The sequence below is a fragment of the Arthrobacter sp. NPDC080073 genome, assembly GCF_040686575.1.
Classification (GTDB): domain Bacteria; phylum Actinomycetota; class Actinomycetes; order Actinomycetales; family Micrococcaceae; genus Arthrobacter.
On sequence record NZ_JBFBKR010000002.1, the window covers coordinates 416,463 to 442,565 of the forward strand.

Consider the following 26,103-nt stretch of genomic DNA (forward strand, 5'->3'; position numbering starts at 1 on the left):
CGGGACCGCCCTGCGCTGCCACGATGGGCCATGTGAACAAGCCCATCGGTTACTGGACCAAACGCCTTGATGCCGCATTGGAGGCGCATCTGGACAGCACCTTGGCGAGGTTGAAACTCAGCCGGAGGCAGTGGCAGACCCTCAATGTCCTGGCCGAGACACCCCTCAGCCCCGAGGATCTTGACGGTATTCTCAACCCTTTTTGGGGCGGTGACACGCGACGCCGCGAAAGCGAACTCGCCGCGCTGGTAGGCCGCGGCATGATCATCATGGTGGACGATCGCATCAGCCTCAGCGAACTGGGCCACGCAAAACACGCGGAAGCCCAAAGGCTCGTTGAAGAATCCCGTCGGGACCTCTCGATGGGGATAGGTATCGACGAATACGCCATGGCCGTGAGCGTGCTGGAGCGCATGACGCTCAATGCGGAGCGGCTGGCCGGCTAACGCCGCCGCTCCACCAGCACGCGGCTCCACCAGCACGCCGCTCCACCAGCACTTAGACGCCGAGGAACGCCACCGCTGCATCCTTGAAAACCCGGCTGGTCACGGCGTTGCTGTGGTTCCGCCCCGGCACGAGCAGTTGTTCAACCAAGCCCCCGCCGCGGGAAGCGATCGAAGCGAGCTCCGGCATGGTGACGGCGCGTTCGTCCTTTTCGCCGGCCACCAGGAGCATCGGCATGTGGGGCACGGCTTCGGCAGGATCGAATGGTTCGCCCTTGATGGCCTCGATCAGGGACAAGAGCGCAAAAAGATCGTTGCTCGGCAAGAGCTGTGCCATCTTGAGCAGGCCTGCGGTGGACTCGTCTTCAATCGGTGTGCCGTCCGCGAGGTAGCGCTGGGCTGCCGCGAGATCGAAGGACGCCAGGGGGTCTTCCTTGTTCGGGCCGCCCAACACCAGCCGGTGGACGAGTTCGGGCTGGGTTGCCCCGAATTCCCATGCGAGCCGGGAGCCCAAAGAATAGCCGATGACGTCGAGCCCGCTGGTAGGGTCACCTGCACGCAAAGGGCGCGCACCGGCGTCGGCGACTATCTGGAGCAGGTCCGCGCGGATCCGGCTCGGGGAGTAGGAGTCCAGGTCCTCGGGCGAACTGCTCCGGCCGTGCCCTGGAAGGTCCACCGTGATCACACGCCGGCCGGCGGACTTGAGCGTGGAAATCCAGCCGGTGTCGCCCCAATTGAGTTTGGTGGACGAGGAGAAACCGTGCAGCAGCAGGATAGGGCGCAGCCCCGCGTCGGTGCCTTCGGCAGGCTCATGGACTTCCACGAACAGATGCGGATCCGTTCCCTCCACCGTGTGGATGTGCTCTTCCGTGTGCCTGCCGCTCATGGTGTCAGTCCTCATCAAGTACAGCGCTCAGGCGGACCCTGCGCTTCGGTGCGTCATCCGTGGGAACGGTGCCCACGATGCCGGCAGTATTGTCCGGCACCTCGAACACCACCAGCGGCTCACCGACGTTGATGGTCTCGCCCGGCGCGCCGTGGATACGGATCACTTTACCCGCCTGCGGGCTCGGCAACTCGAGGGCGGATTTACTGGTTTCCAGCTCCACGAGCGGCTGGTTCCGTTCCACCTGGTCGCCGGGGGAGACGAGCCAGTCCAGCACGGTCGCTTCGATAAGGCCTTCGCCAAGATCGGGCAGGGGGAAGCTGATTTCAGCCACGTCGATACTCCAGTACTCGTTGGATCCCCAGGAGGATACGGTCAATGTTCGGAATGTATTCGTCCTCCAGGTCGCCGGAGGGATACGGCACGTCGAAGCCGGTGACCCGTTCGACGGGCGCCTTGAGCGTGTCGAAGCAGCTTTGCGTGATGAGTTGGGCCACTTCGGCCCCCAGCCCTGAGGTCAGCGGAGCTTCATGCACGACGACGGCGCGCCGCGTCTTTCCGACGGAAGTCGCCAATGCTTCGGCGTCGATCGGCTTGAGCCAGCGCAGATCAAGGACCTCGACGTCGATTCCGTCCTCCGCAGCCAGTTCGGCGACCTGCATGCACCGGGCCACCATGGCACCCCAGGCTACGAGCGTCAGGTGGCGGCCTGGCCGGACAATGCGGGCGCCCGTGAGGGTACCGCCGTCGGACGCATCGACGTCGCCCTTTTGCCAGTAGCGGGACTTCGGTTCCATGAAGATCACGGGGTCCGGCCGCGAGGCCGCGAACTTGAGCAGGTGGTAGGCATCGTGCGGGTCCGACGGCGAAACAACCTTGAGGCCCGGAACATGTGCGAAAAGCGCCTCGAGGCTTTCGCCGTGGTGTTCGGGGGCGCGGATGCCGCCGAAGCTGGGGACCCGGAGCGTGATCGGCATCGGAAGGGTGCCGCGGCTGCGGTAGTTCATCCTGGCGATCTGGCACACGATCTGGTTGATTGCGGGATACGCGAAGCCATCGAACTGTACTTCCGGAATCGGGTGGAAGCCGGCCATGGCAAGACCTACGGACATGCCCAGGATGCCCGATTCTGCGAGCGGGGTGTCAAAGACCCGGGATTCTCCGTGCTTGGCCTGTAGTCCGTCGGTGATGCGGAAGACACCGCCCAATTGGCCGCAGTCCTCGCCGAAGACCACGGTCTTTGGATCCGTGGAGAGGATTTCGTCCAACGCGCGGTTGAGGGCTTGCTGCATGGAAAGCTTGACGGATGGGGTCTCGGTAGCCGCCGCGGCTTCAAGGATGGCGGTGGTGCTCTTAGACATGTTCGGACTCCTCGCGCCAACGGGTGGCCTGGTTTTCAAGGGCGGGGGTGGTTTCCTGGAAGACGAAATCGAACATTTCGTTGCCGGGGCGGGGACCGAGGGCTTCGATTCCGGTGCGGATGGCTTCTTCCTCTGCCCGGGCAGCCTGGTTGGCGGCGGTGAAGAATGCCTCGTCGGCTGCGCCCTCCGCCAGCAAACGCTTGCGGAGGCGTTCCAGCGGGTCCTCGCCGGCGTCGATGCGCTCGTCGTCGAGGCTCCGGTACCGGCCGGGATCGTCGGCGGTGGAATGCGGCCCGCGGCGGTAGGTCATGGCCTCGACCACAACCGGACCGTTTCCTGCGCGGCAGTGGGCGAAGGCGTTGCGGGTGGCCTCATAGACGGCGACAACATCGTTGCCGTCTACCTGAATGCCCGGGATCCCGTAGCCGGCTGCCCGTGCTGCCACCGAGCCGCCGGCCACCTGCCGTTCGGTGGGCACGGAAATCGCCCAGCCGTTGTTCTGGATGAAGAAGACAACAGGTGCTTCCATCACGGCGGCAAAGTTCATGGCTTCGTGGACATCGCCTTGGGAGGATGCGCCGTCGCCGAAGTAGCTGAGGGCCACTCCGTGCCCGCCGCTCAGGGTCTGGCCGTGGGCCCAGCCGACGGCATGAAGGACAGAGCCTGCCACGACGGCCTGGATGGGCGCGAGGCGGCTTGCCAGGGGATCGTACATGCCGCCGTGCCACGTTGCCTTGTGGGTGGACATGTACGCCACCATGTCCACGCCGATGGTCTTTGCGACGCCCATTTCGCGGTATGTCGGAAAAGCGAAGTCGCGTGCAGTGTCGAGGGCGTAGGCGCTGCCGACCTGGGCGGCCTCCTGGCCGAGTTCCGGAGCGTAGCCGGGGATGATTCCCTGACGCTGCCAGGCGACAGCCGAGGTATCCAGGTATCGGACGGCAGCCATCAGGGAATAGAGCTCCCTGAGCTGTCCGGGGGACAGGGGCGCGGCGTCGGCTGCGGCCACGACGGGAAGAAGTGAGTCCATGGACGTGACCGTAGTCACCGTTCGGATCGTAGGCAATCCGCCTATCCGGGGCTAGTCAAACTGCCATGGACTGCCAGCTTACCTGTGGGAACACCTAGCAATTTGTGCGCCTCCCAAGTAACTCGCAGTTGTTGTCGTTATGAGGGCTCAGAACGACAACAACTGCTGGGGCCCACGCCGCCAGGGTTCCCTGGCCGAGCTTGCGAGGCGAGGGTGGCGGTGGGGACCGTTGGGTTTGCTTAGGCGTTTCGGGCGGACTTCATCTTCGCGCCGATCCTGCAGGCTACGGCGATGCATGCGATCAACAGGAACGTGCCGATCAGCTGGCCCGCGCTCTCGGCATTCGAGAAGCCCACCGCGAAGATCAGGGCAAGCAGTGCCAGTCCGAAGACCGTGAGGAACGGGAAGCCCTTCATGCGAAGCGGCAGTTCGGTTCCTTCGCGGTCGGCGCGGCGGCGCAGGATGAACTGGGACACGAGTGCCGTGCCCCACACCACGAGGCAGGTGGAGCCTACGAGGTTGAGCAAGGCAGGAAGCACGTGCTCGGGGAAGAGCAGTTCCAGGATGGTGGCGATGAAGCCGAAAGCAACAGAAACTCCGACGGCGGCCATGGGCACCTGTGCGCCGCGCAGACGCGACAGGAAAGCCGGCGCTTCGCCGCGCTCAGACAGCGAGAAGACCATGCGCGAGGCACCGTAGAGGTTGGCGTTGAGCGCTGAAAGCAGGGCCACGACGGCAACAAGGGTGATGGCCGCGCCGGCTCCCGGGATGCCGGCAAGGTTCAGGACACCGGCGAAGGGTGATTTCAAGCCCTCGGAATCGGAGGGCAACACTGCCGCAATGACGAAGACCGAACCGATGTAGAAGACCAGGATGCGCCACACCACCGTGCGGATGGCTTTGCCCACGCTGCGTGCGGGGTCCTGCGTCTCCGCGGCAGCCACGCTCACGATTTCGGTGCCGCCGAAGGCGAAAATCACGACGAAGAGGGCCGCCGCAATTCCGGACCAGCCGGACGGTGCGAAGTTGCCGGTCAGGTTTCCGAGGCCGGGGGAAGCTACGCCGGGCAGCCAGCCGAACAGCAATGCCGCGCCGATGACGAGGAAGGCAACAATGGCTGCGACCTTCAGGATGGCGAACCAGAATTCGAACTCACCGAAGTTCCGGACCCCGGCGAGGTTGATCGCGGTAAAGGCCACCATGAACACCAAGGCCAGCGCCCAGACGGGAATGACCGGCCAGACGGAGAACAGCAGGCCTGCTGCGCCGAGCGCCTCTGCGGCGATGACCACCACCAGCTGCAGCCACCACAGCCAGCCGACCGTGGATCCGGCGGTCTTGCCCATGGCCTTTTCCGCGTAGACCGAGAAGGCCCCGCTGTTGGGGTTGGCGGCCGCCATCTCGCCCAGCGCCCACATCACCACGATGATCAGGGTCCCAGCCACAAGGTAGGAGATGAGTACTGCCGGGCCGGCCGCGTGGATTCCGGCACCCGAGCCGAGGAAGAGTCCCGCGCCGATGGCGCTGCCCAGGCCCATCATGGTGAGCTGGCGCGGCTTCATCGAGTGGCCGAGGCCTTGCGAAGGAATGGAGGGTCGAACAGCGGTGGACTTCGTTGTCATTCGTGTTTGCCTTCTTGTGAATGGTTTGTCAGCTGGTCCTCGTAGGACTTACCGAATTTACCGCTTCTGAAGGAAAGTGGCGAAAAACACTCGTGAGAGGATGGTTACAAGCTGGCGCAACATCTTCGCATGGAGTGCCGATTTGTACAGCTCATGGGCGGAAGTGGGAAAAACTGATGGTTGTCGACGAGCTGGATGCCAAGATTGTCCGATTTTTCACCGACTCCCCGCGGGCGTCTGTGCTTGAGGCATCCAGGGTCTTGAAGGTCGCCCGCGCCACGGTCCAGTCCCGGTTGGACCGGATGGCCGAGCGCGGGGTGGTGGCGCCCTGGGTTCCGCAGCCGGATCCTGCCGGCTTCGGCTATCCCGTGGTCGCCTTCTGCTCGCTGACCATCAACCAGGACCGGGGGCACGACGCCGTCGTCGAAGCTCTGGCCGCTATTCCCGAGCTCATTGAGGTGCACACCGTTTCCGGCAGTTCGGACCTCATGGTGCGCGTGGTGGGTAAGTCGAACTCGGACCTGCAGCGCGTCCTGGACAAGCTCATCGCCACGAAGACCGTGCTCCGTTCGTCCTCGGTGATTGTGCTGAATACCCATTTCCAAGGCCGCACTTTGCCCCTCCTGGAAGCTGCGGCCAAGGAGAACGCGGGCTGAAACATTTGGACACTGTGCACCGGCAGTCGTACCATTAGTTCTAGTCATTTTGACTTTAACTAATTTTCTCGTCCCTACAGCAAAGAAGCGGGGTGAATACCGTCTACGCCACCTCCGCCAATGTCGCAGAGCGCAGGCTCGCGCCGCCGTCGTTGGCCATATCGACGGTGATCTTCGCCCTCCGCCCGAGTGAAAGCTCCGGCCGACCCACGTTGTGGCTGCCGCTGGTGCGCCGCATCCGCGAACCGTTCAAAGACATGTGGGCACTGCCCGGCGGCCCGCTGCAGCACGACGAATCCCTCCAGGATGCCGCGTCCCGGAACCTGCGCGAGACCACCGGGCTGGCTCCCCAATACCTCGAGCAGCTCTATGCCTTCGGCGGCCTGCACCGCTCGCCCGCGCAAAGGGTCGTCTCAATCGTCTACTGGGCCCTCGTGCAGCCCACGGAAGCCGCCCTGGCCGACGAATCCGAGAACGTCCGTTGGTTCCGGGCAGACCGGCTCGCGGAATTGGCCTTCGACCACAACGCGATCGTGGACTACGCCCTGTGGCGGCTGCGCAACAAGATGGCCTACGGGTCCATCGCCTATCACTTCCTGGGTGAATTCTTCACCCTGGCACAGGTCCGCGAAGTCTACGAGGCTGTCCTGGACCGTCAGCTGGATCCGGCAAACTTCCGCCGGCAAATCAAGGGAACACCGGAAATCGAGGAAACCGGTGAATACCTCCAAGGCGGAAAACACCGCCCGCCCCGCCTCTACCGCTTCACCGGAACGCCCGGACTCGGGCCAGACAACAGGAGTACACCATGAGCAGCGTCAACACAGCTATCCAGCTGATCACGCGGGAAGAAGCCGAAAGCGGCCGTTCCGCGGCCGGCTCGACGTGCAGCCCCGCTCTGGCCAAGGGCCCGTGGGAGTACGACCTCGCTGAAGCCCTCGCCGGCATCCCGGCTTACGGTCCCGGCGCGTCCAGCTCCGACGACGCCCCGGCGGCCACGCCCCGCCAAGGCCAGTTGCCCGAAGAGTACAAGTTGGCCAGCGACGCCGAGCTCGACGCCCGGATCCGCGCCGCCAAGGAGACGCTGGGGGACCGGGCCGTCATCCTGGGCCACTTCTACCAGCGCGACGAAGTTGTACAGTACGCGGATTTCGTGGGCGACTCCTTCCAGCTTGCCAACGCTGCCCTGACCAGGCCCGACGCCGAGGCCATCATCTTCTGCGGCGTACACTTCATGGCCGAGACCGCGGACATCCTGTCCAGCGAGGACCAGGCCGTGATCCTGCCGAACCTGGCCGCCGGCTGCTCCATGGCGGACATGGCGGACGAGGACTCGGTGGAGGAATGCTGGGAACAGCTCGAGGAGCTCTTCGGGACCGCCCCCGATTCCGAAGGCCGCGCCCCGGTCATCCCGGTTACCTACATGAACTCCTCGGCCGCATTGAAGGCCTTCTGCGGACGCAACGGCGGCATTGTCTGCACGTCCTCCAATGCCAAGACGGTCCTCGAATGGGCCTTCGAACGCGGCCAGCGGGTCCTCTTCTTCCCTGACCAGCACCTGGGCCGCAACACCGCCAAGGCCCTCGGCGTGCCCTTGGAGCAGATGCCCATGTGGAACCCCCGCAAGGAGCTCGGCGGAAACGACGAGCAGACCCTGCAGGATTCCCGCGTCATCCTCTGGCACGGCTTCTGCTCCGTCCACAAGCGCTTCAACGTGGGCCAGATCGAGAAGGCGCGCGCCGAATTCCCGGGCGTGAACGTCATTGTGCACCCCGAGTGCCCCATGGAGGTTGTCGACGCGGCCGACGGCGCAGGCTCCACCGACTTCATCAAGAAGGCCATCGCCGCCGCAACCGAGCCCACCATCTTCGCGATCGGTACCGAGATCAACATGGTGAACCGCTTGGCCGCGGAGAACCCGCAGCACACCATCTTCTGCCTTGACCCGGTGATCTGCCCTTGTTCCACGATGTACCGCATCCACCCCGGCTACCTCGCCTGGGTACTCGAGGAACTGGTGGAAGGCCGCGTGGTCAACCGCATCACAGTAGACGAATCCGTCAAGGACAACGCCAAGATCGCCCTCGAACGCATGCTCGCAGCACGGCCGCTCTAGGCCACACCCCGTACCAACCAGTCGAATCGAGCCTCACATGACTGCAGAACGCATTCCCGGCGCTCCGGCGCGGCGGCGGCTCGTCGTCGTCGGAAGCGGCATCGCCGGCCTCTACTCCGCGCTGCTGGCCGCCGAGGCCGGTGCGGACGTCGTCCTGCTCAGCAAGGGGGCGCTTGCGGACAGCAACACCTTCTTTGCCCAGGGCGGGATTTCGGCTGTGCTGGACGAGCCCGCCCCCGGCGATACCGTCGCCGCGCACATCGCCGACACCCTCAAAGCCGGCGCGGGCCACTGCAACGAGGAGGCCGTGCGGGTGCTGTGCACCGAAGCGCGCCTCGACATCATGGGGCTTGAGCGTTTCGGTGTCCGTTTCGACGCGGACGACGACGGCGATCCCGCCTTGGGACTCGAAGCCGCCCACTCCGCGCCAAGGATCCTGCACACCGGCGGAGACGCCACCGGTGCCGGGGTCGCGAACGCGCTCATCCTGGCGGTCCTAGACGCGCAGGACGCCGGGAAAATCCAGGTGCTCGGACATGCCCAGGCTACTTCCCTGATCCAGTGCGAAGGGCGCGTGACAGGCGTCGAATTTTTGCGCAACGGCCGACTTGGGAGCGTATCCGGTGATGCCGTGCTGCTCGCCACCGGCGGGGCGGGGCAGCTGTTCGCCCAGACCACCAATCCCTCGGTCGCAACGGCCGACGGACTCGCGCTCGCCTGGCGGGCAGGCGCTGAACTCGCAGACCTCGAGTTCTTCCAGTTCCACCCCACGAGCATGGTCCTCTCCGCTGCCGGAGGACCAGCTCCCCTCGGCGCAGATCCGCTCCTCATCTCCGAAGCGGTCCGCGGCGAAGGCGCCGTCCTGGTAGATGCGAGTGGCGAGCGATTCATGCCTCGCTACCACCCCGACGCCGAACTGGCGCCGCGCGACGTCGTCTCCCGCAGCATCGCCCTCCACCTGGCTTCACTCGGTGATCCCAATGGCCACGTCTTCCTTGACGCCCGGGTCGTGGAAGCGAACAAGGGTGAGGGCTTCCTTAAGAAGCGCTTCCCGACGCTCAGCGCACGGACCCGCGAAGCCGGCCTCGACTGGACCCTCGAACCCGTTCCGGTTGCCCCCGCCGCCCACTACTGGATGGGAGGAGTAGTCACCGATCTGTTCGGCCGTACGTCCGTTCCTGGGTTGCTTGCGGCCGGCGAAGTTGCTTGCACCGGGGTCCAGGGCGCGAACCGCTTGGCCAGCAACTCCTTGCTCGAAGGGCTCGTGTTCGGGCGGCGGGCTGTCGAGGCTTTCCTTGCAGACCCCGACGCCGGGTCGCCTTTGGCGTCGCCTGACGGCATCCCTCTGCGTGCTAACTCGGCCGCGGGCGGCCTCGCTTTTACGCACGCTGCCGGGACACCGTCAGACGAAAGTCGCCTCACCGCCTGGCAGCCCGAGCTGGTCCCCGAGCCCTTCTCACGAACCGCACTTCGGCGGCTTATGACTGCCAAGACGGGGGTTCTCCGGACCGGGGGGTTGCTCCGGGAGGCTGCCGAGGCACTCAACGTGTGGGCCGACGTCGTGCTTCCTGAGAATGTGCCCGATTCCGTGGATCGCTTGGTGCATGAAGATGCCAATCTGCTCCTCGCTGCGCAGCTGTTGGTGCGGGCTGCGGGGGTGCGCCGGGGGTCGCTCGGGGCGCATTACCGCAGTGACGCGGCTGAAACCCAACGCGAAGAAATTGTTCAGAGATACACGATCCGCCGGAAAGCGAGCCTCGTCAATGACTAGCCTGACCCTCCCCGCAGCACCCGTCCGGGACATTCTGGAGCGGGCCTTCGCGGAGGACGCGCCGAGCGGCGACATCACCTCGCAGCTGCTCATTCCCGCCGGGGCCCGCGCCACCGCCGTGCTCAATGCCCGGGTTCCAGGGGTCTTCAGCGGCGGGACGGTGTTCCGTGACGCCATGCTGCTCATCGACCCGGACACGGAAGTGGAGCTGCTGCTGGCCGATGGTGAAGCGTTCGACGCCGGAACCCACCTCGCTCGGGTCAGCGGCCGCGCCCGCTCGGTGCTGCTCGCCGAACGCGTCGGGCTCAACCTTGCCCAGCGCATGAGCGCCATAGCCACCAAGACCGCGGAGTTCGTCAAGCTGGTCGATGGCACCAAGGCCCGCATTACTGACACGCGGAAAACCACCCCAGGGCTGCGGGTGCTCGAACGCTACGCCGTGCGCTGCGGCGGGGGAGCCAACCACCGTTACAGCCTGTCCGACGCCGTTCTGGCCAAGGACAACCACCTGGCCGTGATGACCGGCGGCGATTCCGGGAAACTCACTGCACTGCTCAAGGCCGCCAAGGCCCAGCTGGGCCACACCACACACTTCGAGGTGGAAGTGGACCGGGCCGAGCAGATCGAACCCGTGCTGGCGGCCGGGGTGGACACGATCATGCTGGACAACTTTTCCCTCGAGGAGCTCCGCGCCGGAGTGAGGCAGGTGGCTGGCCGCGCCGTCGTCGAGGCGAGCGGCAACGTCAACGTCAACACCGTGGCGGACATCGCCGCCGCGGGAGTGGACGTGATTTCCATCGGCGGACTCACCCACAGTGTCAATGCGCTGGATCTGGGCCTGGACGTCACGCTCGACGTGACGCCGGACCGCTCCTTGGGTCTCGGCTGACGCCATGATCTTCCTCGACGCAGCGGCGACGACGCCCGTCCGCAGGGAAGTCCTCGAAGCGATGTGGCCGTATCTGACGGGGGAGTTCGGCAATCCTTCAAGTCATCACAGCCTCGGCGAAGCAGCTGCGGACGCGTTGTCCGGGGCCCGGGCGACGGTAGCGAAGTCCCTGGGTTGCCGGCCAGGGGAGATCACCTTCACTTCCGGCGGCACCGAGGCAGACAACCTGGCAGTGAAAGGAATCGCCCTCGCGAGGCGGGCGGCGGATCCTGCCCTGAACCGGGTTGTCATCAGTGCCATAGAGCATCCAGCCGTCGAGGAATCCGCGCTTTACCTGCAACGCGTCCATGGATTCGAGGTGGACGTGGTCCCCGTGGACCGGCACGGTGTGGTGACGCCGGAGGCTCTCCAGGCTGTGCTGGGTCCGGAGACAGCCCTCGTCAGCATCATGTATGCGAACAACGAGATCGGGACCGTGCAGCCCGTGCGCCAACTCGCTGAGGTGGCTGCGGAATATGGCGTGCCGTTCCATGCCGACGCCGTCCAGGCTGCCGGCTGGCTACCGATAGCCGTCAAGGAACTGGGAGTAGACGCCATGAGTATCTCGGGCCACAAGCTCGGGGCGCCCAAGGGCAGCGGCGTGCTTTATGCCAAAGGCAGGTTGCGTCTTGAGCCGCTGGTCCATGGCGGCGGCCAGGAGCGGGGCAGGCGCTCCGGGACGGAAAACGTGGCGGGGGCCGTTGCGCTGGCCACGGCACTGACTCTTGCCCACTCCGGACAGTCCGGGCGCGTCTCGGAGTTGCGGGATGCCTTCATCCGCTCTGTCCTTGAGGCTGTGCCGGGTGCAGTGCTGACCGGCCACCCCTCGCAGCGCTTGCCGTCGGTTGCGTCGTTCTGCTTCCCCGGCACGAGCGGGGAGTCGGTCTTGCTTGAGCTGGAGCGGCTCGGAGTGGTGTGCTCGAGCGGATCGGCCTGCGCGGCTGGATCGGATGCTCCCTCGCCGGTCCTGCTGGCCTTGGGAATCGAGCCCGAGGTGGCCCACACAGCTGTCCGTTTCAGCTTCGACTCCACGGTGACGTCAGCGGAACTGGAGCAAGCCGCGGAAGCGGTGGCTGCCGCCGTCGGGAGCGTGCAGGGGCTCGGTCGCCGCTGACCGTCCCCACCCCAACTAGCTCGCATTTAACGTCGTTTACAAGGCTCAAAACGGCATCTACTGCGACCTAGTTGGGAAACCGGCAGTCAATCAAACGTGGCGGGCCCTGCGGAAAATCCAGTGCCGCAGCATCGTGAACCGCACGGCCGTCGCGACGAACCCGGACAGCGTGGTGGTCCAGAGGTCCTCGGCGAGGGTGGCTTCGGGCCTGAACGCATGCAGCACGCCCAGGCTCCCGCCCGTGATGACCAGCGCCACGGCGATCACGATCAGCCCGTTCAGGTGGTCCCGTGTTCTCTTCCGGTTGCCGCTGATCTTGAAGGTCAACCGCCGGTTCAGGGCCGTGTTCATGAGAGAGGTGATGATCAGGGCCGCGGCGTTGGCAGGTTGGGGTCCCATCCACGGCCGGAAAAGCGCGTACAGCGCCAGAGAAGTGACGGTACAGATGATCCCGACGCCGGTGAAACGGATCAGCTGCCTGACTACCGGATAGCGCAGCACGCCTTTGCGCCGCTTGCTTGTATATGGCCTGTAAAGGGACGTCTGCCGCGTCTGAATTGCCGGCACGGCAGGAGGCTCCATGCCCCAAGCCTGTCACATCAAGCTGGGAATTTTCTCCCAAGACGCTGCGACAACGGGGTTGCTGAGCTCTCCAATGCCCTCAATCCGGCAGGTCACGAGGTCTCCAGGCTCGATCCTGGCGCACTCGGCCGGGAAGCCCGTGAGGATCAGGTCGCCGGGGTGCAAGGTCATGAACGAGGTCAGGTAGACAAGGATCTCGTCCACTTTCCATCCGAGGTCCGCGGTGCTGGCCGAGCGCAATTCCCTGCCGTTGTGCACGATGCCGATCGAAAGATCGCCGTCATTGAGGTCCGTGACGATCCACGGTCCCGCAGGAGTGAACGTGTCCTGGCTTTTCGCGCTGATCCACAGTTCGTCGGTCTTTTGCAGGTCCCTCGCCGAGACGTCGTTGCCGATCGTGAAACCGAGGATGGCGTCGCGCGCGTTATCGAGCGTGAGGCCCCGGACCTTGCGGCCGACGACGACGGTCAGTTCCACTTCGGGGTCTACGTAGCCGACGTCGGAGGCGAGTTCGATCGCGTCACCCGGTCCGATGACACTTGTGGCGGCCTTGTGGAACGCCTGCGCGGGCAGGTCACGGCCCGGTTGGCCGGTGTTGTGCGCCATGCCGAGAACGTTGGCGGGAACAGAGGGCGCCAGGAACGTGAACGCATCCTCGGAAACCTCGGCGCCTCCAACCCACCCGGGCCGCCCGGCACTGCTGCCATTTGCGGGCGAACCGGGGAACGGGCTCTCCACCACAGTCCAGTTCCGGCCTTCTGCGGAAGCGAAGTCGGCGGCGTCGTTCGCGACGAAGAAGTGTTCGTCCGGCGAGATGGGCGAGAGCGGGCGGACGCGGGCGATCCGGCGTGGACGTGAGAAAGTCATGAAGACATCCTACGTCCTTGCGCCTATTTGGACGGATCTGTTCGGACGGATCTGTTTGGACGGCCCTGTTTGGACGGCCCTGTTTGGACGGCCCGGTTTAGACGGGCAGGTAGAGCTCGCCCACAGGGATATCCGCGGCCAGGCGATTCGCCGGCCCGGCCAGGGGGCAAGCCCAGGCCTCGTTGTAGGCGCAGGACGGGTTGTAGGCGAAATTGAAGTCGAGCACGAACTCCTGTTGCCCGGATCCCCGAAGGCCGTGGAAGGCTCCCTTGATGGTGTCCAACAAGTACCGTCCTGCGCCGTAGCTTCCACCCGGTTTGCCGGCGGTGGCATCGCGGAAGGGCACAAAGATACCGCCGCCGTAGCTGCGCAGCCGCCACACAGCCAACGAGCCAAGCTCGTCGAGGTCGAAGGTGCCGATTCGGACAAACGGCACCATGCCGTCGGTTCCGGTCTGGACGTTCATCTCCTGGCCCGCGCCTTCCGGGGAAAGGGCGGCATAGCGGCGAAACCGGGAATCGTAGTCCGCGGTGCGCAGGCCCGAGAAAGCCCGCTTGCTGGCGGGAGTCAGTGCAGAGGCCGGATGGGTTCCGAACATGCGGTCCCGTTCCTGGCGCCAGTAGACATGGGCCTGGAAAGGATCGTCCATCGCAATCTTGCGGACGTCGTCGTACAGGGCAAAGGTGCGCAAGCGCCAGTCCGCGATGTCCACGGCGGAGATGTCCGCCACATTGTTTTCGTCCTCATCGAGCTGATCGGGAGCCATGCGTCCAGCCTAGTCCTACGACGCGGGCCGCAGCGGCGTGCATCGGCCGGGTTTGTGCGCGCGAAACGCCGATCCGGACGGACGGGCGGCGGCCCGGCGCCGCTAGGCTGGTGCGCATGAGAGCAAAGCGGATCCCGTTGAAGTTTTCAGTCGTCGTCCTCGGTGCGCTCATCGTGGTTGCCACGGCCGGCTGTAGTTCCGAGGGCAAGGGCCCCGTCTGGACTGCCGGTCCCAACAGTGCGGCACCCGGGAGCGCGACGCCGTCGGGCTCCAGTACGGCCCCGCCGTCGGGCGGCTCCACCACTTCAGGGAGCCCCTCCGCAGGAAGTACCGCGACGGCGGGAGCAACCGCGGCGGCGTGGAAGACCTACTCGGATGCGGCCAAGAAGGTCAGCTTCGACCTTCCGAGTGACTGGATTGCGCAATCGGTCACGCCTGACGCAGGTTCGATGCCGGGCGCCCTGAAGATCGAGGTCAAAGACGCCAAGGGCGGGTATCTGGCGACGCTTCACACGGGACTGCCCTCGGCGAGTCCAGCCGACTGCAATCCGGCCGCCAAGCGTCCCTACGTGGTGGTAAGCAGCGTGCCCATTGACCTTCCCCATGCGGACGGTGATTCCACGATCCCCCCACATGTGGTGTTCCGGGTCATCCAGGGGTACAAATTCTTCGGTTCGTACGGCATCACCAACCTGGTGGCCGGATCCGATGGCCAGGCCTGCCAGCTGCGGAACCTTGTGGCGGGGCCGGCAGGAAAGGGCAACTACTACTTCGGGGATATGGCTGCCGTGCATGCCTTCGCGACGGACGAAGTGGTTGCTCCCGCGAAGTCCTTTGACACCTTGGACCAAGCCGCCAAGTACGTTGACCAGAGTTCGGAATTCGCCAACGTCCAGCGGATGCTATTGTCTCTGAAGGTCAATCTGTAGAACCACGATTGACAGACACACTCGTCGGCGCCAACTCCGCATTCTTAATGGGTTGTCCAGCCGCAACACTCCGGAGATCCATGGAACGCAACGTTGCTGCCCAGCTCGTTTTCAAGACCGTCGCCAACACCAAAGTGGCCATGGCAATAGCCGTGGCCAGCAATCCCGGCTATGCGTCGTTGACCGAAGAGCTGTCAGTCACGGTGGAAGGCGAAGCTGTTCCGCTCACCGAGCTGACGGACCATCACGGTGGACGTTTCCAGTACATGGAGTTCGCCGAACCCAGCGAGGTAACTGTTGATTACCGCGCCTCGGTGGAGGGCTTTGGTGCCCCCGATGAGTCCTCCCGGATGGAGCTCATCCGCTATGTGCGGCCCAGCCGCTATGCCGAATCCGATCGGCTCCTTCCGACGTCGTACGCCGAGTTCGGCGGGCTGCACGGCGAGGAGCTGTTGCACGCAGTCCGGAACTGGGTCCACGACGAGCTGCGGTACGTCAGCGGTTCCTCCCGGGGAACGGATGGAGCGGTGGAAACGCTTCTGCACCGCAAGGGTGTCTGCCGGGACTTCGCCCACCTTGCCATTGCCCTCCTGCGCTCCAAGGACATTCCCGCCCGGCTCGCCGCGGTGTATGCGCCCGGGTTGAGCCCCATGGACTTCCATGCCGTGGCGGAGGCCCACATCGATGGAACGTGGTACGTGATCGACCCCACCGGCCTGGCTCCGCGCGAATCCATGCTGCGCATCACGGCCGGACGCGATTCCTCCGACACCGCGTTCCTCTCCACGGTGGGCGGCAGCCTGTCGTTGAAAAGCTTGAAGGTCAGCGCGGTGGTGGCCGACGAGCTGCCGGAAGAGGATCCGGCGAAGCTCGTCGTCCTCCGCTAGCTTTCGCGCGGCTGCTTGTGTGCGACGAACGCTTGCAGTTTCTCCGTCAGGCGCAGAAGCTCACGCTGCTCCTCGGCCGTAAGGGCCGGAGCCACAAGTTCGGCGATGTCGCGGATGTGCTCGCGTCCGATCTCTTTCTGTAGTTCCTGCCCGGCCGCGGTAAGCCCCAGCAGGATCCCGCGGCCGTCGTCGGGGGCGATGCTGCGCTCGACGAGCCCGCGCTTCTCCAGCCTGTCAACCAGCCGGCTCAGGCTGGATTGGCTGAGCAGGACGTGATCGTTGATCTCGTTCAGCCTCAGCTTGCCCGTGGGGCAGCGGGAAAGAGTGAACAGGACGTCGTACTCCCTGATGGGCAGCTTCTTGAACGCCTGCCCGGACTGGAGGCGGCGCATCACCGCCACCTGGGAGCGGAACAAGGACTCCCAGGTTTCGGCGGCGAGGCGCACGGCGGACGAGGTGGGCGCTTTGGTGGTCACGGGTTCCCCCCTGCGCCGTCGCTGACAGCAGCGGCAACCGCCTCATTGGCCGAGGCAACGGACGCTGCCACCCGGGATGCGTGGGTCGGAGCGTCAGGTACGTGGGCCGGTTTGCGGTCCTCGAATTCCTTGCGCAGGACCGGCAGGACTTCTTCGCCGAAGAGGTCCAGTTGCTCCAGGACGGTCTTGAGCGGCAGGCCGGCGTGGTCCACCAGGAACAGTTGACGCTGGTAGTCGCCGAAGTACTCGCGGAAGGTCAGGGTCTTTTCGATGACTTCCTGCGGACTGCCGACGGTCAGCGGGGTCTGGGACGTGAAGTCCTCGAGCGAGGGCCCGTGGCCGTACACAGGTGCATTGTCGAAGTAGGGGCGGAACTCCTTCACGGCGTCCTGGGAGTTCTTGCGCATGAAGAACTGCCCGCCCAGCCCCACGATGGCCTGGTCTGCGTTGCCATGGCCGTAGTGCTCATAGCGTTCGCGGTACAGGCCGATCAGCTGCTGGTAGTGCTCCTTGGGCCAGAAGATGTTGTTGGCGAAGAAGCCGTCGCCGTAGTACGCGGCGAGTTCCGCGATCTGCGGGCTACGGATGGAGCCGTGCCAGACGAAGGGCGCGACGCCGTCGAGCGGGCGGGGCGTGGAGGTGAAGTTCTGCAGGGGGGTGCGGTACTTGCCGCTCCAATTGACGGTGTCCTCATCCCAGAGACGGCGGAGCAGGGAGTAGTTCTCCACCGCGAGTTCGATCCCGTCCTGGATGTTCTTGCCGAACCAGGGGTAGACCGGAGCGGTGTTGCCGCGGCCCATGATGAGGTCCACGCGGCCATCCGCCAGGTGTTGGAGCATCGCGAAGTCTTCGGCGATCTTGACGGGATCGTTCGTGGTGATCAGCGTGGTGGACGTTGACAGCGTGATGCGTTCAGTCTGTGCTGCGATGTACGCCAGTGTGGTGGTCGGCGACGATGAGAAGAAGGGGCGGTTGTGGTGCTCGCCGATCGCATAGACGTCCATGCCGATCTCTTCGACCTTCTTGGCGATCGCCACGGCGGCCTTGATGCGCTCGTTCTCCGTGGGGGTGTGGCCCGTGGTGGGGTCAGTGGTGATGTCGCTGACGCTGAATACGCCGATCTCCATGATGTGCCTTTCTGCCTGCCCGGTTGGTCTCCGGGCTCTGCCAACAGTCTATCCCAAGATAGATGCATTTGCATGTATCACTGCCTGCAACAGGGTACGGCATCATTTTGTTCCCGGTGTGTGCCGCCCTACTCGGCGGGGCTCGAAGCGGATCGGCGGCCAGTGACTTTGGGAATCATTCCGGTGGTCCAGTCCAGGTGGTCGTCCTCGCCGTGGCCTGCGATGCCGTCCTTCGCGACGTCGGGGCGTTGCGTGAGTGCCTTGAGCAGCGCCTTCCTCTCCCTCCGGCCTTCGACCAGTTTGTAGAGGACAGGCACAAGGACGAGCGTCAACGCCGTGGACGAAACCAGGCCGCCGATGACCACGATCGCGAGCGGCCGGGAAATGAACCCGCCGCCTCCCGTGAGGCCTAAAGCCATGGGCGTGAGGGCGAATACGGTAGCAAGTGCGGTCATGAGGATAGGGCGCAGCCGTTGCCGCGCGCCGTGGGTGATGGCGTCCGCGACGCTCATGCCGGGGCTGCCATCGTGCGGTTTGCGGTATTGGTTGATGAGGTCGATCAGGACGATCGCATTGGTCACGACGATTCCCACCAGCATCAGCATTCCGATCAGGGAAGGCAGTCCGAGCGGAACGCCCGTGACCAGGAGCAATGCGATGGCGCCCGTCGCCGCAAAAGGCACGGACACCAACAGGATGAGCGGCTGGATGAGGGACTTGAACGCGGCCACCATGATGACATAGACAATGGCGACGGCGGCCAGGAGCGCGAGCCCGAGCTGCCGGAACGAGTCGGCCTGCTGCGTCGTGGCGCCGCCGATCGTGGCGGTAACGCCCGCCGGCAGCTGCACCGCGGCCAGCCGGGCAGTGACTGCCGTGCTGACGGCACCAAGGTTGGAGCCCGACGGCGTGACGGTCACCTTCGCGCTCCGCTGGCCGTTGCTGCTGGTGATGGAGACCGGGGTGTCCACCTGGTCTACGGAAGCGATGCTCGACAGCGGAACAGGCCCGGCCGGCGTCGGGAGATTGATGCCCCTGACATCGGCGATGCTGCTGAAGTGCGTGCCTTCGCCGATCTGTACCGGGAAGTCCGTGGTGTCGATTCGGACCGTGCCTGCGGGGATGGGACTGACCGTGGACGCCAGGACGCCGGCGACTTGTTCTTCGTTCAGTCCGGCGGCAACCGCCTCGGCGCGATCAACCTTTACCTGCACCACCGACTGGCTGGCATCCAGGTTCGTGGCTACCTCGGCACTCCCGGCCACGCCGTCCATGGCCTTCGCTACCGCGTCGCTCGCGGTCTTGAGATCCGCCGAGTTGGCGGCGTTGATGGTGATGTCCACGCTGGAAGACGTGCCCAGGCCGCCTTGCTGTGCACCAACAGTGACCTTGCCGGGAGCCGAAGCGCCGGCGAGCCGGGACCGGACTGTGTCTTGCAGTTTCTGCTGGTCGGCCTTATCGTCCGTCACCACGGTGAACGTGGAATTCGACGCTCCGGTTGAGGTGAGGGCGGCGAAGCCCGTTTGGGCGTTGCCCGACGTGACCTGGACGTCCTTGATTCCCTCGATCCCGCGGAGGACCGATTCCACCTGCGCGGCGGCGGCGCCGGTCTGCTCCAGGCTGGTGCCGGCAGGAAGGATCTGGCGCACGGTCATGCTGTTCTGGCCGGAGTTGCCGAGCAGGTCCGTGGCGAGCAGGGGGGACATGGCCGCTGTTCCACCCAGTACCAGGACCGCGGCGACGATCGTCATGACCGGGTGCTTCTGGGTCTTGGACAGGATGGGCAGATAGCCGCGTTGCAGGCGGCTGCGTTGCTCTGCCTCGTGCGCCTTGGTTCGGGCGTCCTCCGCTGCGCGCACGTCCTCCGCTGCCGAGGCCGGCGACTTGAGGAACCAGTACGCCAGCACCGGAACGATGGTGAGGGACACGAGCAACGAGGACAACAGAGCGATGGTCACCGTCAGGGCGAAGGGTCTGAACAGTTCCCCTGCCAGGTTGCCTACGAAGGCGATCGGCAGGAAGACGGCAACTGTAGTGAGGGTGGACGCCGTGATGGCACCGGCAACTTCCCGGATGGAATTGAGGATCGCCTTGAGCTTGTGCTCACCATAGCTGAGGTGCCGTTTGATGTTCTCGATGACCACGATCGAGTCGTCCACCACCCGGCCGATCGCGATGGTCAACGCGCCGAGCGTGAGGATGTTGAGTGAGTAGTGGGTCGCCGATATTCCGATGAACGTAATCAGGAGCGACAGCGGAATGGATACCGCCGTCACGAGCGTGGAGCGCACGGACATCAGGAACACCAGGATGACGGCCACCGCGAAGCCGAGTCCGAGAAGTCCCTCCGTGGTGAGGTCCTTGATGGATTTTTCGATGTACGGTGCCTGGTCGAATACCGGCGTGAAGTGCGCATTGGAGCCGAGTTCGGCTTCCATCCGGGGAATGGAATCCTTGACGGCGTGCGAAATGGCGACGGTATCGCCGTCGGGCTTCTTCGTGATGGACAGGGCCAGCGTCGGCTTGCCGTTGGTCCGGGTGATCGAGGTTGCGGCGTCGTCCTTGATGCTCACGTCGGCGACGCCGCCGATTGTGGTTCCGACCTTGGCACCGGTCAGCGGCAAGCCCCTGATGACGTCGAGGGAGTCCACCGGGCTGCCGATCTGCAGGGAAAGCGTCTTGCCTTGGTCCTCGATGGTTCCGGCCGGGACCAGCGTCCCGTTGTTCTTGAGGGCATTCGTGAGCGACTGAACCGTGGCGCCGCTTGCGGCCATGGCCTGGGCTTTGGGCTGGATCAGGATGTGCTGGGTTGCACCACCTGTCACGTCGGCGCTGCGGACCCCGTCCAGTTTCTGGAGCCGGGGAACGCTCAAGCGCTGCAGGTCAGTGTTCAGCTCGCTGAGAGGCTTGTCCGAAGACACCGCCAGGTACACGATCGGGAAGTCGCTGATGCTGCCGGCAAAAGACCGGGGCTCGACGTCGGCCGGCAGGACACGCTTGGCGTTGGAGATGGCGCGATCGATCTGGTTGCGTGCACGGTCCAGGTTCGAACCGTACGTGAACACCATGGAGATCTGCGAAACACCGTTCCGCGAGGTGGACGTGGTCGATTCCAGGCCCTCGACGCTGTTCAGTGCTGCTTCGAGCGGGCGGCTGAGTTGCTTGTCGACGACTTCCGGGGACGCGCCCGGCATGGCGGTGATCACTGAGATCTGCGGGAACTCGATCGAGGGAATGAGTTCCTGCTTGAGGGAAGACATGGTGATCACGCCGAACACCGCCGCGAAGACGGTGATCAGCGCGATCAGTGCCCTGTTCGCCAATGAAAGCTTTGCCAGACGGAACATTGCACTGTCTCCTGGGATCTACGGGCTGTTTCTTGTTCCGAACCGGCCGCAGCCCGGACGGTTGCTAGTGCTGAACGGCGTCGGCAGGTTCGAGTTGGAGCGAACGGGCAGTGCTCGCTTCCAGCTCGGCCGCAAGTTCCGGGTTGTCGTTCAGTTTGACGCCGTAGCCTGGCATCATTTCCTTGAGCTTGGACTGCCAGCCCTTGAAGTTCTTCGGGAAGGACCGCTGGAGCATCTCGATCATGATCGGGACTGCGGTGGAAGCGCCGGGGGAGGCGCCAAGCAGTGCTCCGATGGAGCCGTCACGAGCCGTGATGACTTCGGTGCCGAACTGCAGCACCCCGCCCTTCTTGGAGTCCTTCTTAATGATCTGCACCCGCTGGCCTGCGGTGATGAGCTCCCAGTTGCCGCCGTCGGCCTGGGGGTAGTACTCGCGGAGGGACTCCACCTTGGCATCGTGGCGCTTGGCGACTTCCTTGATCAGGTACGCAGTCAGGTCCATGTTGTCCTTGGCCACGGCCAGCATCGGGATGATGTTGCTTGGGCGGATGGACAGCGGCAGGTCAAGGTAGCTGCTCGTCTTGAGGAAGTTGGTGGAGAAACCGGCGTACGGGCCGAAAAGCAGGGAACGCTTGCCGCCAACGTAGCGGGTATCAAGGTGCGGCACGGACATCGGCGGGGCGCCCACGGAGGCCTGGCCGTACACCTTGGCGCTGTGCTGGCTGGCAATGGTCTCGTCGGTGCAGCGGAAGAACTGCCCGGATACCGGGAAACCACCGTAGCCCTTGCTTTCCGGGATCCCCGATGCCTGGAGCAGGTGGAGTGCTCCGCCGCCGGCGCCCACAAAAACGAACTTGGCGTGGATCTGGCCGTGCTCGCCGGAAGCGGGGTGCTTGAGCGAAAGGTCCCAGCCGCCGTCGGAGGCTTTCCTCACATCGGTGACGTTGTGGCCAAAGTTGACTTCAACGCCGTTGGCAGCGAGGTAGCCGGTCAGTTCGCGGGTCAGGGCGCCGAAGTCGACGTCGGTGCCTTCCGCCGCGCGGGTGGCGGCAACGCGCTGCTTGGCGTCGCGGCCCTTGATGATCAGGGGAGCCCACTTTGCGATCTGTTCCTGGTCTTCCGTGTATTCCATGCTGCGGAAGAGCGTGTTGGGTTTAAGCGCTTCGTAGCGGGTCTTGAGGAAGTCTGCGTGCTTGTCGCCGATGACGAAGCTCATGTGCGGAACGGTGTTGATGAAGCCCTTGGGGGAGCCGATCAACTTGTTGTCCACGAGGTGGGACCAGAACTGCCGGGAAAGCTGGAATTGCTCGTTGATGTGGAGGGCCTTGGACGGGTCAACGGAGCCGTCCTTCGCTGCAGGCGAGTAGTTAAGCTCACAGAGCGCTGCGTGCCCGGTTCCCGCGTTGTTCCACGGTCCGGAGCTTTCCAGGCCGGCTTCGTCGAGTCGCTCAAAGAGGGAGATGGTCCAGCTGGGTTCGAGTTGCTTGACGAACGCACCCAGGGTTGCGCTCATGATCCCGCCCCCAATAAGGACGACGTCAGCGTGGTGTGTCTTGGAAATGAAGGTCACGATCTATCTCCGATAGCGGCGGCACTGGCTGTCACAGAATATCCCCGCGTGGGCACATAACTGAAATTGCGGCAGGACGTCAAGACTTCAGGCGAACGTTTGTAAAAACTTCGTTTAAGACAGGCGACGAAGGGTACTTCTCGACGCGGTCGGAAAGGGCCAAAGCCGAGATGGGGAAGGCGATGGGTACAGCCGGGACCGTCGCTGCGATCTGGGCATTGATGGTCTGGTACTGGGAGTTGCGGTCAGCGCCGTCGGGGAGTCCCCGGGCCCGGTCGATCTTGGAGAACACCTGTGGATCGCTGTAGCCGAACTCCCCGTTGTTTTCACCGAAGAGCGTGCCCACGAAGTTGTCCGGGTCCGAGTAGCCGCCATTCCAGCCGAGCAAATGGAGCGCATGGTCACCGGGGGATTGGACCTTCTGGAGGTAGCCGTCGTCCCAATTCACGGGCACGGGCTTGATATTCAGTCCGATGGCGGTGAGCTCTGCGCTGATCTCCGCGTAGATCTTCTCCGGAGTGGGAAGGTAGGCGCGCGTGACATTGAGCGGGTAGTAGAACTTGAGTTCCTCGCCCTTGTAGCCGGACTTGGCGAGCAGTTGCTTGGCCTTGTCCGGGTCGTATCCCAAGGACGGTGCGTTGTTGTTGAAGCCGCTCAGCTTGGGGGGAACGAACTGGGTCGCCGGTGACGTGTTGTCGATGAAGAACTTGTGGATGAGGGTGTCTTTGTCGATGGCCATCTCGATTGCCTGGCGCACCCCAAGATTCTGGAGGGGCGCCACCGACTCGTTCATCCCCAGGTACATCACGGAGAACGGATCCCGCTGGACGATCTGCATGCCCTTCTTGACCAGTTGGTCGAAGGTGCCGGCGGTGACGAGGTCGTATCCGTCGATGGTTCCCGCGAGCAGGGCCTGGAGCCGGGCCTGCGGATAGTCGAACGGAATGAAGTTGACCGTGGCTATCTCACCGCGGTCGCCCCAATAGCCCTTGTAGCTGGTGAGTGTGATGCGGTTTTGGGTCCACGAGGAGAAAACGTAAGGGCCGGTGCCCACGGGGTGGGAGGCGTAGGCCGACGCCGGTTGTCCTGACAGTTTCTTGTCCAGGACGTCGGCCTTGCCGTCGGCCATTGCTTTCGGCGATGACATCGCGAACGCCGGCAGCGTCAAGGCCTGAAGGAAGCCCGTGAAGGGCTTGGCCAGGTTGATTTGGACGTGGTCGGGAGAAACGACCTTGCAGTTCTTGAACAGCGAAAGCGAAGCTTCGTCCGAGAAGGATTTGAAGACGCGCTTGAAGGCGATGCCTGGTGCCTGCTGGCGCACGGTCGCGGGGAAGTTGAACCAACGGTTGAAGTTGCTGCAGACGGCCGCGGCGTCAAAGACGGTCCCATCTTGGAAGGTGACTTTCGACCGCAAGTTAAAGTCGTAGCTGAGTCCGTCATTGCCTTGCGACCAGGAGGTGGCAAGCAGCGGAGTCGGTTGGCCAGTGGATGCGTCGACGCCTACGAGGCCTTCCATCACTTGCCGGGTGATGCGATACGACTCGGAGTCGCTCGTCACGGCAGGATCGAGCCCAAGCGGCATCGACGGGGTGCCAAAGTTGAAGGTCTTGCTTGGCTCTGCCGCAGCGCTGCCCGCAGCCGAGGCCGACGGTGTCGGTCCAGGACTTACCGTGCACGAGGTCAAGGCCACGGCCAGAAGGCCTGCGCCGATTTGTAGCGTGACTCGGCGAAGCTTGCTGCTTACCACTCTTGTCCCCTCAAGGCAGTTGGACGGGCTGGGGCCCGCGGCAGCCGGACCGCAGCCCAGTCTAGTTCAGGGCCCTGAGTCCCGGCTGGAAACAGGAAGTGCCCCGGCCAAGGACCGGGGCACTTCCTGAATGTGCGCAAGGGGGGACTTGAACCCCCACGCCCGAAGGCACAGGAACCTAAATCCTGCGTGTCTGCCAATTTCACCACTCGCGCTGGTGTTTGGTACCCGGACCGGGATCCTAGGATTCCCGCTCCGGTCATATACCGGCCTCCATTGTACCCGCGGTTTAGCGCGAGCCGTTCCCGCCTCGCCCATACCGCTGTGCGGTGGCTACTTGTCGAGTTTGAGGTCCCTGCGGAGTTTGGCGACATGGCCTGTGGCCCGCACGTTGTATTGCGCCAAGGCCACCTTTCCGTCGGGGTCCACCACAATCGTTGAGCGGATCAACCCTTGGTAGGTACGCCCGTAGTTCTTCTTCTCGCCCCAGGCCGCATAGGCGTCAGCCACGTGGTGCCCTTCGTCGGACAGCAGGGGAAAGGTCAGTGATTCTTCGGCCACGAATTTGCCCAGATCCTTCACGGAGTCCGGAGAGATGCCAAGGACGTCGTAGCCCGCAGCATGGAGGGTCGCGAGGGAATCCCGGAAGTCGCAGGCCTGCTTGGCACATGCCGGCGTGGAAGCCGCAGGGTAGAAGTAGATGACTGTGTTGCGGCCGCGGTGCGATGCCAGGCTGACCTCGCGTCCCGTGTGGTCCTTGAGTGTGAAGTCCGGGGCAATATCGCCTGGAATGAGTCGTTCAGCCATTTGTGCTCCTTGCTAGGTTCGCGATCACTTAGCTTAGTGACGGGCTGGCCGCTTCACGAATTGAACCCTGGACCTGATCTGCGCGCGGCGGTCTATATACTGGCCCTTATGCCTGATATGGAACGGTGGCCCACCGGGCGCTTGCTCTCCACGGCGGCGCGACTCGTGGAGCATGCCTGGAACGAGAAACTGCGCGGTATGGAGCTGACCCATGCCGGGGTCATTGTCATGGAAGTACTCGCCGTCAAAGGACCGACCACTCAGTCGATGCTCGCGCAGATCGTCCGGGTCCAGGCGCAGACAATGGGGAAGACGCTCACCAGGCTGGAGGCCCACGGCCACGTCAGCCGCGCACGCAGCGTGTCCGACCGCCGGAGCCAGGTGGTCAGTTTGACCGAGGCCGGGGAGCATGCCCTCGGCCTGGCCACGCAATTGGAACGGGAAGTGCTTGCACCTGTGCCCGTGGACACCGCCAAACTGCGGCGGGAGCTCCAGGCACTGGTACGCGAACTGGCGAACAACCATTCGTCAGCTGCTTCTGTAAGCGACATTGTGGCCGCAGTGGATTCGGAGCCGGGGGAAGCTTCGAACTAGGCTTCCGCAGGCCGGCCCGCGGCGCAGCCGCCGGGTTATAGGACAAAACGTGTGTATGGGAGGGGCTTGCTTCCCAGTGAGCGCGCGGGAAATCAGGGGTAGCTAAGCTTTTGAAGCTTAGTGTGGCTGGGGTGCTTGCATATCTCTGGAATGTCTGGTCTGTGGTCGTGCCCTGGTTCGGAACGGCAAAACAGCTGCCGGTAAGCAGCGATACCGGTGCCTGGAATGCGGGGCGAGCCGTTCGGGGGAACGTCCCGACGTGAGCCGGCGGGCGGAATTGGACGCGTTCCTGGGCTGGCTGCTGGGCACGTCGAGCCAGTCATCCGCGACCTCCTTCGGAACGGCAAGGTCCTTCCGGCGCCGCACCTCGTGGTGTTGGAATATCGCCCCGGAGATCCCGGTCACCGGCGAGATCCATGACCAGATCCAGGTCGACGGGATCTACGTGGGCTCGTGGTGCTGCCTGATCGCTGTCGC

Annotated in this window: 24 protein-coding genes, 1 tRNA gene and 1 pseudogene; 11 read left to right on the plus strand and 15 right to left on the minus strand. The window is 64.3% G+C overall.

Going from position 1 to position 26,103, the window contains the following annotated elements:
- Positions 1 to 32 precede the first annotated feature (32 nt).
- A complete protein-coding gene (locus tag AB0O52_RS04100; protein ID WP_364533691.1) occupies positions 33 to 446 on the plus strand; it encodes a MarR family transcriptional regulator in 414 nt (137 codons plus the stop codon).
- Between the two features lie 52 nt (positions 447 to 498).
- Here AB0O52_RS04100 and AB0O52_RS04105 read toward each other — a convergent pair whose 3' ends face one another.
- The 5 genes from AB0O52_RS04105 to AB0O52_RS04125 all read right to left on the minus strand — a co-directional run bounded on the left by AB0O52_RS04105 (position 499) and on the right by AB0O52_RS04125 (position 5,342).
- Positions 499 to 1,329 (minus strand): alpha/beta fold hydrolase, encoded by an 831-nt coding sequence (locus tag AB0O52_RS04105; protein WP_364533694.1) that lies wholly within the window; start codon positions 1,327 to 1,329, stop codon positions 499 to 501.
- Positions 1,330 to 1,333: 4 nt separating this feature from the next.
- Positions 1,334 to 1,663, minus strand: coding sequence for a biotin/lipoyl-containing protein (locus AB0O52_RS04110; RefSeq protein WP_364533697.1), 330 nt, complete (start codon positions 1,661 to 1,663; stop codon positions 1,334 to 1,336).
- On the minus strand, positions 1,656 to 2,690 hold the full coding sequence (locus tag AB0O52_RS04115; protein WP_364533700.1) for an alpha-ketoacid dehydrogenase subunit beta: 1,035 nt from the start codon (positions 2,688 to 2,690) through the stop codon (positions 1,656 to 1,658). The genes AB0O52_RS04110 and AB0O52_RS04115 overlap by 8 nt, the downstream gene beginning before the upstream one ends.
- Entirely contained in the window at positions 2,683 to 3,720 is a 1,038-nt protein-coding gene (locus AB0O52_RS04120) for a thiamine pyrophosphate-dependent enzyme (RefSeq protein WP_364533703.1), read from the minus strand. The genes AB0O52_RS04115 and AB0O52_RS04120 overlap by 8 nt, the downstream gene beginning before the upstream one ends.
- A gap of 239 nt (positions 3,721 to 3,959) precedes the next feature.
- Positions 3,960 to 5,342 (minus strand): amino acid permease, encoded by a 1,383-nt coding sequence (locus tag AB0O52_RS04125; RefSeq protein WP_364533706.1) that lies wholly within the window; start codon positions 5,340 to 5,342, stop codon positions 3,960 to 3,962.
- A gap of 176 nt (positions 5,343 to 5,518) precedes the next feature.
- Here AB0O52_RS04125 and AB0O52_RS04130 point away from each other — a divergent pair, with 176 nt between their 5' ends.
- The 6 genes from AB0O52_RS04130 (at position 5,519) to AB0O52_RS04155 (ending at position 11,927) form a co-directional block, all read left to right on the plus strand.
- Positions 5,519 to 5,998, plus strand: coding sequence for an Lrp/AsnC family transcriptional regulator (locus AB0O52_RS04130; protein ID WP_241707452.1), 480 nt, complete (start codon positions 5,519 to 5,521; stop codon positions 5,996 to 5,998).
- A gap of 92 nt (positions 5,999 to 6,090) precedes the next feature.
- Positions 6,091 to 6,810 (plus strand): NUDIX domain-containing protein, encoded by a 720-nt coding sequence (locus tag AB0O52_RS04135; RefSeq protein ID WP_364533709.1) that lies wholly within the window; start codon positions 6,091 to 6,093, stop codon positions 6,808 to 6,810.
- Positions 6,807 to 8,114: a quinolinate synthase NadA gene (gene nadA / locus AB0O52_RS04140; protein WP_364533712.1), complete on the plus strand. Its 1,308-nt coding sequence runs from the start codon at positions 6,807 to 6,809 to the stop codon at positions 8,112 to 8,114. Before AB0O52_RS04135 ends, nadA begins: the two co-directional genes overlap by 4 nt.
- Before the next feature lie 37 nt (positions 8,115 to 8,151).
- Positions 8,152 to 9,885, plus strand: a complete 1,734-nt coding sequence (locus AB0O52_RS04145; RefSeq protein WP_364533715.1) for an FAD-dependent oxidoreductase — start codon at positions 8,152 to 8,154, stop codon at positions 9,883 to 9,885.
- Positions 9,878 to 10,774 (plus strand): carboxylating nicotinate-nucleotide diphosphorylase, encoded by an 897-nt coding sequence (nadC, locus tag AB0O52_RS04150; protein ID WP_364533718.1) that lies wholly within the window; start codon positions 9,878 to 9,880, stop codon positions 10,772 to 10,774. Before AB0O52_RS04145 ends, nadC begins: the two co-directional genes overlap by 8 nt.
- Positions 10,775 to 10,778: 4 nt before the next feature.
- Positions 10,779 to 11,927 carry a cysteine desulfurase family protein gene (locus AB0O52_RS04155; protein ID WP_364533721.1) on the plus strand — a complete coding sequence of 383 codons (1,149 nt, stop codon included), beginning with the start codon at positions 10,779 to 10,781 and terminating at the stop codon, positions 11,925 to 11,927.
- 90 nt (positions 11,928 to 12,017) lie between these two features.
- On the opposite strand, the gene AB0O52_RS04160 is transcribed toward AB0O52_RS04155, so the two are convergent.
- The 3 genes from AB0O52_RS04160 to AB0O52_RS04170 all read right to left on the minus strand — a co-directional run bounded on the left by AB0O52_RS04160 (position 12,018) and on the right by AB0O52_RS04170 (position 14,142).
- Positions 12,018 to 12,494 (minus strand): GtrA family protein, encoded by a 477-nt coding sequence (locus tag AB0O52_RS04160; RefSeq protein WP_364533724.1) that lies wholly within the window; start codon positions 12,492 to 12,494, stop codon positions 12,018 to 12,020.
- Between the two features lie 27 nt (positions 12,495 to 12,521).
- Complete coding sequence (locus tag AB0O52_RS04165) at positions 12,522 to 13,376, minus strand: fumarylacetoacetate hydrolase family protein (protein WP_364533727.1); 855 nt, start codon at positions 13,374 to 13,376, stop codon at positions 12,522 to 12,524.
- 97 nt (positions 13,377 to 13,473) lie between these two features.
- Positions 13,474 to 14,142 (minus strand): DUF1684 domain-containing protein, encoded by a 669-nt coding sequence (locus AB0O52_RS04170; RefSeq protein WP_364533730.1) that lies wholly within the window; start codon positions 14,140 to 14,142, stop codon positions 13,474 to 13,476.
- 116 nt (positions 14,143 to 14,258) lie between these two features.
- Between AB0O52_RS04170 and AB0O52_RS04175 the strand changes: the two genes are divergently transcribed.
- Both AB0O52_RS04175 and AB0O52_RS04180 read left to right on the plus strand, forming a co-directional pair.
- Positions 14,259 to 15,071 (plus strand): hypothetical protein, encoded by an 813-nt coding sequence (locus AB0O52_RS04175; RefSeq protein ID WP_364533732.1) that lies wholly within the window; start codon positions 14,259 to 14,261, stop codon positions 15,069 to 15,071.
- A gap of 80 nt (positions 15,072 to 15,151) precedes the next feature.
- Positions 15,152 to 15,958: a transglutaminase family protein gene (locus AB0O52_RS04180; protein WP_364533735.1), complete on the plus strand. Its 807-nt coding sequence runs from the start codon at positions 15,152 to 15,154 to the stop codon at positions 15,956 to 15,958.
- Here AB0O52_RS04180 and AB0O52_RS04185 read toward each other — a convergent pair.
- From AB0O52_RS04185 to bcp, 7 genes are all read right to left on the minus strand, one after another.
- Positions 15,955 to 16,434: a MarR family winged helix-turn-helix transcriptional regulator gene (locus AB0O52_RS04185; protein ID WP_364533737.1), complete on the minus strand. Its 480-nt coding sequence runs from the start codon at positions 16,432 to 16,434 to the stop codon at positions 15,955 to 15,957. The two genes, AB0O52_RS04180 and AB0O52_RS04185, sit on opposite strands and share 4 nt — an antisense overlap.
- Entirely contained in the window at positions 16,431 to 17,561 is a 1,131-nt protein-coding gene (locus tag AB0O52_RS04190) for an LLM class flavin-dependent oxidoreductase (protein ID WP_364533740.1), read from the minus strand. The genes AB0O52_RS04185 and AB0O52_RS04190 overlap by 4 nt, the downstream gene beginning before the upstream one ends.
- A 128-nt stretch (positions 17,562 to 17,689) precedes the next feature.
- Positions 17,690 to 20,908 (minus strand): efflux RND transporter permease subunit, encoded by a 3,219-nt coding sequence (locus AB0O52_RS04195; protein ID WP_364533743.1) that lies wholly within the window; start codon positions 20,906 to 20,908, stop codon positions 17,690 to 17,692.
- Between the two features lie 64 nt (positions 20,909 to 20,972).
- On the minus strand, positions 20,973 to 22,478 hold the full coding sequence (locus AB0O52_RS04200) for a malate:quinone oxidoreductase (RefSeq protein WP_364533746.1): 1,506 nt from the start codon (positions 22,476 to 22,478) through the stop codon (positions 20,973 to 20,975).
- A 79-nt stretch (positions 22,479 to 22,557) separates the two neighbouring features.
- Entirely contained in the window at positions 22,558 to 24,225 is a 1,668-nt protein-coding gene (locus AB0O52_RS04205; protein ID WP_364533749.1) for an ABC transporter substrate-binding protein, read from the minus strand.
- A gap of 133 nt (positions 24,226 to 24,358) precedes the next feature.
- A tRNA-Leu gene (locus AB0O52_RS04210) sits at positions 24,359 to 24,440 on the minus strand.
- Between the two features lie 118 nt (positions 24,441 to 24,558).
- Positions 24,559 to 25,032, minus strand: a complete 474-nt coding sequence (bcp, locus tag AB0O52_RS04215; RefSeq protein ID WP_364533752.1) for a thioredoxin-dependent thiol peroxidase — start codon at positions 25,030 to 25,032, stop codon at positions 24,559 to 24,561.
- Between the two features lie 117 nt (positions 25,033 to 25,149).
- On the opposite strand from bcp, the gene AB0O52_RS04220 reads away from it, so the two are divergent.
- Positions 25,150 to 25,626 (plus strand): MarR family transcriptional regulator, encoded by a 477-nt coding sequence (locus tag AB0O52_RS04220; protein WP_364533839.1) that lies wholly within the window; start codon positions 25,150 to 25,152, stop codon positions 25,624 to 25,626.
- A 259-nt stretch (positions 25,627 to 25,885) separates the two neighbouring features.
- A pseudogene (locus tag AB0O52_RS04225) lies at positions 25,886 to 26,103 on the plus strand (IS256 family transposase); the annotation flags it as partial.